Annotated in this window: 2 protein-coding genes; one reads left to right on the top strand and one right to left on the bottom strand. The window is 62.5% G+C overall.

The features are described 5' to 3' along the window. Nucleotides 1-1,421, top strand: a 1,421-nt coding sequence (locus GPA21_RS20075) for a TonB-dependent copper receptor (protein ID WP_168989830.1), incomplete at its 5' end; no start/stop codon positions are given. Nucleotides 1,422-1,578: 157 nt separating this feature from the next. Here GPA21_RS20075 and GPA21_RS20735 read toward each other — a convergent pair. Then, nucleotides 1,579-1,974: hypothetical protein (locus GPA21_RS20735; protein WP_211163736.1), on the bottom strand; the 396-nt coding region annotated here is incomplete at its 5' end.

Below are 1,974 nucleotides of genomic sequence, written 5' to 3'. Positions count from 1 at the left end.
ACAAACGCTGGAGCGGCACGCTCGCGCTGGGCTGGACGCCGGATGACGACACGGTGCTCGAACTGACCTATGCACGCAGTGATGGCGAAGCGGCTTACGCCGACCGCATGATGGACGGCACGAAGTTCGACCGCGAGAACGTCGGCCTTCGTTTCGAGAAGCACAACCTGTCTCCGGTCGTGGAGCGGGTCTCGGCGCAGATCTACTACAACTATGTCGATCATGTGATGGACAACTTCTCGTTGCGCACACCGCCGATGAATCCCGCGCAACAAAGACTCAACAACCCGGACCGAAAGACCTGGGGCGGGCGAGTCGCCACCGACCTGCGGGCCACCGAGAACACACTGTTCAAGCTCGGCTTCGACGCTCAGAACAACGATCACACCCTTCGCAATGGTGTTGGTGCGAATGCACTGGCGCAGTACAAGGCCGCCCCACGAGTGACAGATGCGACCTTCCGTCAGCAGGGCATTTTCGGTGAAGTGCACCACGATCGGGGCGAGCAGGATCGCATCATCGCCGGTCTTCGTCTAGACCGCTGGCAAGCAAGCGACAAGCGTGCAGCTTCGACCGTCGTGAACGGCTCCCCGCTCGTCAGCGCCGGGACCTCGCGCAGTGACACATTGACCAGTGGCTTCGCGCGCTGGGAGCGTGATCTGCTCGCCAAGCCGGCCACGGTTTATGCCGGCATCGGTCGCGTCGAACGCTTCCCTGATTACTGGGAACTCATCTCCGCCAGCAAGCAGAGCGAGACGACCAACAGTGCGTTCCGTACGAAGCCCGAGAGGACGACACAGATCGATGTTGGCCTCAACTATGACGATGGCACGATCTCGACCGCGCTCTCGGCCTTCTACGCCCACATCGATGATTTCATCCTGACCGACAGCTTCGACACCGGCGCAAGGTTCGGGAAGATCGGTAATCCGAATCTGGTCCGAAACATCAAGGCGCGCACCATGGGTCTCGAGGCCGGTGTTGGCTGGCGTTTCGCCGTCAACTGGCAGGCGGATGCGACGCTCGCCTACGTGCGAGGCAAGAACCGCAGCGACGGCACCGCGTTGGCCCAGATTCCGCCGCTGGAAGCACGTATCGGCTTGAACTGGAACAACGGCACCTGGTCGGCTGGCGCGCTATGGCGAGGTGTCGCAGCGCAAAACCGGGTTGACCAAGGCAAGGGCAACATCGCTGGGCAGGACGTAGGCAAGAGCTCGGGCTTTGGCGTGCTGTCGGTCAACGGCGGCTATCGCGCCGGCGAGCGGGTTCAGCTGACCGCCGGCATCGATAACCTCTTTGACCGCAAGTACGCCGAGCATCTGTCTCGCGGCGGCTTCGACGTGCCCGGCATCCTCGCCGACACCCGCGTGAATGAGCCGGGTCGCACTTTGTGGGCGAAAGCCGTCATCAGCTTCGACTGAGGCAAGGGCTGGTTGTGCCGGGTACCGCGCAACCAGTGCCGACGGAAACGGGCAGGCGATCCCATGCCCGTTTCCGCAGCCCGATCGAAGCAATTGCTCATGTCGTTAAAACCTTTGAAGTTCGATGATGATTCCACCGCCTGAGCAGCGCACGAAGTCAGCAGTCACGAATTGTCGCAATTGGCGGCAAAGCGCCGTCGCGCTGTTCCTGGCATGTGCGGGTCATGGGGCCTTGGGATTCTGGGCTTTGCGGCAACAGAGCGCGCCAGTCGCTCCGGCAGAACCGCTGGCGATGCAGGTGAGTTTCGTCGAATACCGTGCGCCTGTGCTTGGAGACCGAGACCAGATAGGCGGCGAGATCGTCGCATCCGAACCTCCGCCGCCAGAGCCCGCGCAGGAGTCTCAGCCTGAGCCAGTACCTGAGCCAGTACCTGAGCCAGAACCGGAGCCAGAACCGGAGCCAGAACCGGAGCCAGAACCGGAGCCAGAACCGGAGCCAGAACCGGAGCCAGTACCGGAGCCAGAACCGGAGCCAGAACCGGAGCCAGAACCG

This window comes from Azoarcus taiwanensis, from assembly GCF_012910885.1.
In the GTDB taxonomy this organism is placed as follows: domain Bacteria; phylum Pseudomonadota; class Gammaproteobacteria; order Burkholderiales; family Rhodocyclaceae; genus Azoarcus_F; species Azoarcus_F taiwanensis.
The sequence above is the reverse complement of the archived record's forward strand: the minus strand, read 5'-3'. Positions and strand labels throughout refer to the sequence as shown.